We start from the raw sequence: 7,638 nt of genomic DNA on the forward strand, positions 1-7,638 counted from the left end.
GGCGACCATCGGGGTCAGCACCGCGTCGGGGCCGACCTCGGCGAACCGGGACACACCCAGATCTGCCATCGCCGCGACAGCATCCGCGAAACAGACGGTGTCACGGACCTGACCGACCCAATACGCCGGATCGGTCATCTCATCGGTGATCCGGGCACCGGTCACCGTCGACACCAGCGGGATGCCGGGCCGCCCGAAGGTCAAACCCGCGATCGCCGAGGCGAACTCGGCCAGCATCGGCTCCATCAGAGCCGAATGGAAAGCATGCGAAACCCGCAATCGGTGTGTCCGCCAACCACGCTCGGCACAAGCCTCAGCGGTAGCCACGACATCAGCTTCGACACCGGAGAGCACCACCGACGACGGACCGTTCACCGCGGCGATCGATACTCCATCGGCCAGCAGCGGCGTCACGTCCGCCTCCGAGGCTCCTACAGCGACCATCGCGCCACCGGAGGGCAGCGCCTGCATCAAGCGACCACGCGCGGCCACCAACACACACGCATCCGTCAGCGACAGCACGCCGGCGATATGCGCGGCGGCGATCTCGCCGATCGAATGACCAGCCACCACATCGGCCCGGACTCCCCAGGATTCGAGCAGCCGGAACAACGCCACCTCGAACGCGAACAACCCGGCCTGCGCGAACACCGTCCGATCGACCAGCTCATCGCTCGCCAACGCCGTGCCCAGCGAAACAGGCTGTTCCAGCAGCGGATCCAACTCGGCGACGATCCCGTCGAAAGCCTCGGCGAACACCGGGTACGCCGCACGCAACTCAGCCGCCATACCGGCCCACTGCGCACCCTGACCCGAGAACACCAGACCCGTCGAACCCGCCACCACGCGGCCGGACACCACACCCGGAATCGTTTCGCCGCGCCCGAGCGCCTGGATACCGGCCCGCAGGGCGGCGTCCTCGGGCGAGAACGCCACGGCCCGATGCTCGAACAACACTCGCGAGGTGGCGAGCGAGAATCCGATGTCGATCGAATCGTGGTCGCCGACATAGGAGGCCAGCCGCCGGGCCTGCTCGGCCAGTGCCTCGCCGCTCCGCGCCGAGACCACCCACGGCAACACCCCGCCCGCCGGAAGGGTTTTGACCACCGGAGCCGGGTCCGCCGCGGGCGCCTGTTCGACGATGAGGTGAGCGTTCGTGCCGCTGAGGCCGAACGAGGACACCGCCGCACGACGCGGCCGATCCACCTCCGGCCACGCGACCGGTTCGGTCAGCAGGCGGATATGGCCCTCGGACCAATCAACTTTCGTGCTCGGCCGATCGACGTGAAGCGTCTTGGGCAGCATGCCGTGGCGCATCGCCATGATCATCTTGATCACGCCACCGACACCGGCCGCCGCCTGAGCATGACCGATATTCGACTTCAACGATCCGAGCCACAGCGGACGATCCGCATCCCGCTCTTGGCCGTAGGTAGCCAAAAGGGCTTGGGCTTCAATCGGATCGCCCAACGTCGTACCCGTGCCGTGCGCCTCGACCACGTCCACCTCGGTCGGAGACATACCGGCATTGGCCAACGCCTGACGGATGACCCGCCGCTGCGACGGACCATTCGGCGCCGAGAAACCATTCGACGCACCATCCTGATTCACCGCCGAACCAGCAATCACCGCAAGCACGTCATGACCATTGCGGCGGGCATCGGACAACCGCTCCAATACCAACATTCCGGCCCCCTCGGACCAGCCGACACCATCGGCCGCATCCGCGAAGGACTTACACCGACCATCCGGAGACAAACCCCGCTGCCTGCTGAACTCGACAAGCATCTCCGGGGTGGACATCACCGCCACACCACCGGCCAACGCCAGATCGCACTCCCCCGACCGCAGCGACTGCGCCGCCAAATGCATGGCCACCAGCGACGACGAACACGCCGTATCCACCGACACCGCAGGACCTTCCAAGCCCAGCGTGTAGGCGATGCGACCGGAGACCAGGCTGCCGGCGACGCTGTTGCCGGTGCCGGCGCCCAGCGCGTAGTCGTGGTACATCACGCCGGCGAACACCCCCGTCGAGCTGCCGCGCAGCACGGCCGGATCCACACCGGCCCGCTCCAGCGCCTCCCACGAGATCTCCAGCAACATCCGCTGCTGCGGATCCATCACCAAAGCCTCGTTGGGACTGATCCCGAAGAAATCCGCATCGAAATCGGCGGCGGAGTACAGGAATCCACCCTGACGGGTGTAGGTCTTGCCCGCCTTGCCGGGTTCCGGATCGTAGATGCCCTCGATATCCCAGCCACGATCCGCGGGCAGATCACCGGTGGCGTCCATGCCTTCGACAACCAGACTCCACAGGTCTTCGGGAGAAGCGACACCACCCGGGTAGCGACAGCTCATCGCCACCACCGCAATCGGATCGTCGCCGGTGCGAACCCGGCTGATCACGGGCTTTTCGACCGCCGCGGTGCCGGTGAGCTGGGAACCGATGAACTCGGCGACAACCTGCGGGTTCGGGTAGTCGAAGACCAGCGTCGCCGGCAGTTGCAGACCAGTCGCAGCGTTCAGCTTGTTGCGGAATTCGACCGCACTCAACGAATCGAACCCGAGCTGCTGAAAAGCCTGTTGCGGCTCAACAGCATCCACCGACACATGCCCGAGAGTCGCGGCGGCCACCGATCGGACGAGGTCGAGCAGAGCGCGCGCACGGTCCGCATCCGACAAGCCGGCCAGCTTCCGGGCGAAAGCCTGACCCGCTGCACCTCGGTTGGTGTGGCGCACCGGGATCGGCACGAGCGCGCGGACCAGGGCCGGAATCAGCTCGCCCCGAGCCCGGAGCACCGCCCGATCGACCCGCAGCGCCACCAGCTGGGCCGAATCGGTGGCAATCGCCGCATCGAACAACGACAGACCCTCGGCCTCGGAGATCGGCGGGAAGCCCTGCCGGCGCAGCAGATCGAATTCGGTCTCGGACAGCTCGACACCGAGCCCGGTCGATCGTGCCCACAACCCGTAGTCGATAGCGGTCGCGGGCAATCCCAGACTCCGACGATGCGCGGCAAGCGCATCGAGGAAGACGTTCGCCGCGGCGTAGTTCGCTTGACCGGCGGCCAGCACCAGCCCACCCGCGGACGACAACAGCACGAACAACGACAGCGACGCATCGCGAGTCAGCTCGTGCAAATGCCACGCCGCATCCACCTTGGGCCCGAACACATAATCGACCCGCTCGGCCGTAATCGACTCCACCAGACCGTTGTCCGCGGTCCCCGCCGCGTGCACAACACCCACCAACGGATGTTCAACCGAAATACCATCCAGCAATGCCGCCAGCGCCGACCGATCCGACACATCACACGCGGCAATGGTCACCTCGGCGCCGAGCTCCGTCAGCTCCGCACGCAGCTCGGCCGCCCCCGGAGCGTCCGGGCCACGCCGAGACGTCAGAAGCAGGTGGCGCACACCATGTTCGGCCACCAGATGCCGGGCGATCGCCCCACCCAGACCACCCGTACCACCGGTCACCAACACGGTGCCCGGCTCGGACAACCGAACATTCGCGCCGGGCGCGTGACGACTCAACCGCGGCACGAACAGGGTCGCACCGCGCAGCGCAGCCTCGGGTTCCAGCGCAGCAGTCGCAGCGGCGATTGCGAGCGCGTCACGATCCTCATCCTGATCCAGGTCGAGCAGCTGGAATCGGCCCGGATGCTCGGCCTGCGCGGCACGCAGCAGACCCCACACCGGCGCCTGGCCCAGATCGACCTGCTCCGAGTCGGCAACGGCCACCGCATGCCTGGTCAGCACCACCAAACGTGAACCGGCGAAACGCGGTTCGGCCAGCCAGCCGCGCAGAGTGTCGAGCACACCGATCGCGATCCGGCGGGCGGCCTCCGGCGGCGCACCGTCGTGAACGGGGGTTTCCCACAACACGATCTCCGGAACAACCGGATCCTGGGCCGCGTCCAACTCGGTGATCAGCGCCGCGAGATCGCCGTTCAGTACCGCCACCCGGCCCTGCTCGACGCTCTCCGGCGACGGCGCGGCAGCGACCCACTGCACGCCGAAGAGGGCATCATCCACCCGGTCCGCCTGCAAGCGATCGGCCGACACCGGCCGAGAAACCAAGGCCCCCACCGACATCACCGGCCTGCCCTGCTCGTCTGCCAGCTGGAGCGCGAACCGGGTGCCCTCGACCACGATGCGAACCCGGACGGCGCTCGCGCCGGCCGCGTGCAGCACCACCCGGTTCCAGGTGAACGGCAGTGCCGGGAAACCCTCGACACCGCCACGCAGACCGTGCAGGATCCCGGCGTGCAGCGCCGCGTCGAACAGCGCCGGATGGATGCCGAATCCCTTGCCGTCCTGCGGATCCGGCAGCGCGACCTCGGCGAACAACTCGTCACCACGCCGCCACGCCGCCTGTAGCCCCTGGAAGAACGGGCCGTAGCCATACCCGATATCGAGCAGCTCGTCATAGACGCCGTCGATGTCCAAGGACTGGGCACCGGCCGGCGGCCACGCGACGAGATCGAAATCGGCCACCACCTCATCGGGCGCGAGCACACCTTCGGCGTGCAGCAACCACGGCCCCTCGGCGGTCTGCCGCGAATGCACACTCAACCGCCTGCAACCGGCCTCGTCTGCCGCAGTCACCACGACCTGTACCGAGACACTGCCCTCGGCCGGCACGGTCAACGGAGCCTGTAGGACCAGCTCGTCCACCACGGCACAACCGAGCACACCGCCGACGTAACTCGCGAGCTCGACGAATCCGGTGCCCGGCAGCAATACGGTGCCGAGCACGCTGTGGTCGGCCAGCCACTCGACCGAGTCCACGGTCCACCGGCCGGTGAAACTCACGCCACCCGAATCCGGATGCGGCACTACCGCACCCAGCAGCGGATGCTCCACCAGATCCAGCCCGACCGAGCTGACGCCGCCCAGTTCGGTACCCAGCCACGACAAAGCCAGCGCCTCCTTGGGATCCAGCCAGAAGCGCCGATGCTGGAAGGCGTAGGTGGGCAGGTCGATTCGCTGACCTCCGGCATGGACAGCGGCCCAATTCACCTCGGCGCCTGCCACGAACAGTCCGGCCACCCCACCCAACACCGCGGACGCATCGGCACGATCACGACGCGCCAACGCCACCACCGCAGCAGCCTCGTCGTCGAGAATCTGGGCGATCATCGGGCTCAGGACCGCGTCGGGGCCGACCTCGGCGAACCGGGACACACCCATGTCCGCCATCGTGGCAACGGCATCAGCGAACCGGACCGTGTCACGAACCTGACCCACCCAATACGACGGAACGGCCATCTCATCCGTGACGCGCGCACCGGTCACCGTCGACACCAACGGGATGCTCGGGCGGCCCAACGCCAAACCCTCTATCACCGAGGCGAACTCGGCCAGCATCGGCTCCATCAGCGCCGAATGGAACGCGTGCGAAACCCGCAATCGGTGCGTCCGCCAACCACGCTCGGTGCACACCCCGACAACGGCAGCGACCGCGTCTTCGACACCGGAGAGCACCACCGACGACGGACCGTTGATCGCCGCAATCGACACTCCATCGGCCAGCAGCGGCGTCACGTCGGCCTCGGAGGCGCCGACAGCGACCATCGCTCCGCCAGCAGGCAGCGCCTGCATCAACCGGCCGCGCGCCGCCACCAGCACACATGCGTCCTCGAGGGACATCACCCCGGCTACATACGCAGCGGCGATTTCACCGATCGAGTGCCCGGCCACGACATCCGTTCGTACGCCCCAGGATTCGAGCAGGCGGAACAACGCCACCTCGAACGCGAACAGACCTGCCTGCGCGAACACCGTCCGATCCACCAGGTCACCGTCCACCAGTGCCACACTCAGCGAAACCGGCTGGCCCAGCAGCGGATCCAGCTGTGCGACGATCGCGTCGAAAGCCTCGGCGAAGACCGGATATGCCGCACGGAGCTCGGCGGCCATGCCGGACCATTGCGCACCCTGGCCGGAAAACACCAGACCCGTTGTACCCGGCACCACCCGGCCGGTCACCACACCAGAAGTGGCTTCGGCGCGGCTCAGCGCCCGCACACCTGCCAGCAGACCCGCACGGTCCTCGGCCAGGACGACCGCACGATGGTCGAACACCGCACGCGTGGACGCCAGCGAGAAGCCGACATCCGCCGGATCCAGGTCCCGATCGGCGACATGAGACGCCAAGCGGACGGCCTGCGCGGCCAGTGCCTCGCTACTACGCGCTGAAACCGCCCAAGGCAGCAACCCACCCGCCGGCCCGGTCCGAGGTACCGGCGCCTGGTCCACCGCCGGTTCGGCCGCCGGGGCCTGTTCGATGATGACGTGCGCATTCGTGCCGCTGATACCGAACGAGGACACACCCGCACGACGCGGCCGATCCGCCTCCGGCCACGCCACGGGTTCGGTCAACAACCGCACATGCCCCTCGGACCAATCCACCTTGGAACTGGGCGCATCGACATGCAGCGTCATCGGCAGCATGCCATGACGCATCGCCATGACCATCTTGATCACACCACCCACACCCGCCGCCGCCTGAGCATGACCGATGTTGGACTTCAACGATCCCAGCCACAGCGGACGATCCGCATGACGCTCTTGCCCATAAGTGGCCAGCAGTGCCTGAGCCTCGATCGGATCACCCAGAGTCGTACCCGTGCCGTGCGCTTCCACCACATCGACATCGACCGGCGAAACCCCCGCATTCGCCAGCGCCTGGCGAATCACCCGACGCTGCGACGGACCATTCGGCGCGGTCAAACCATTCGACGCACCATCCTGATTCACCGCCGAACCGGTCAGCACCGCAAGCACCTGATGACCGTTGCGACGGGCGTCGGACAACCGCTCCAACACCAACATTCCGGCACCCTCGGACCAACCGACACCATCGGCCGCATCCGCGAAGGACTTACACCGACCATCCGGCGACAAACCCCGCTGCCTGCTGAACTCCACCAGCGTCTCCGGGGTCGCCATCACCGCCACACCACCGGCCAACGCCAGATCACACTCACCCGACCGCAACGCCGCCGCAGCCGAATGCATGGCCACCAAAGACGACGAGCACGCCGTATCCACCGTGACGGACGGGCCCTCCAGCCCGAATACGTACGAAACCCGGCCCGAAGCAATGGATCCCGTATTCGCGTTGGCCGGATAGTCGTGATACATCATGCCGACCCACACGCCGGTCCGGCTGCCCTTCAACGAACCCGGATCGACACCGGCCCGCTCGAACGCCTCCCATGAAGTCTCCAACAGCAGAAACTGCTGCGGATCCATCAGCGCGGCCTCATTCGGACTGATATTGAAGAACGCCGGATCGAATTCACCTGCGGCATGCAGGAATCCGCCCTCACGCGTATACGCGGAGTTCGGCGTCTCACCGGTCGGGTCATACAAGCGTTCGGTGTCCCAGCCGCGATTCGCCGGGAACTCCGACGTCGCGTCGGTCCCCGCGGAAACCAGGTTCCACAGTTCCTCGGGCGAACCGACCCCACCCGGATACCGGCACGCCATACCCACGATCGCAATCGGCTCACGAAGCGACGACTCGAGCTTGCGGTTGCGGGCACGCAACCGCTCGGTCTCCTTGAGCGAGACACGGAGGGCCTGAGCCAGCTTCTGAGTATTGTCATCGGCCTTGGTCAT

1 protein-coding gene is annotated in these 7,638 nt (G+C 67.0%); it reads right to left on the minus strand.

The genetic code is table 11. The annotated features are described in order from the left end of the window. A partial coding sequence (locus ACFQZZ_RS15220; protein WP_378679994.1) for a type I polyketide synthase occupies window positions 1-7,638 on the minus strand: 7,638 nt, incomplete at its 3' end.

The sequence above is a fragment of the Nocardia sp. GCM10030253 genome (assembly GCF_042675075.1).
GTDB lineage: Bacteria > Actinomycetota > Actinomycetes > Mycobacteriales > Mycobacteriaceae > Nocardia.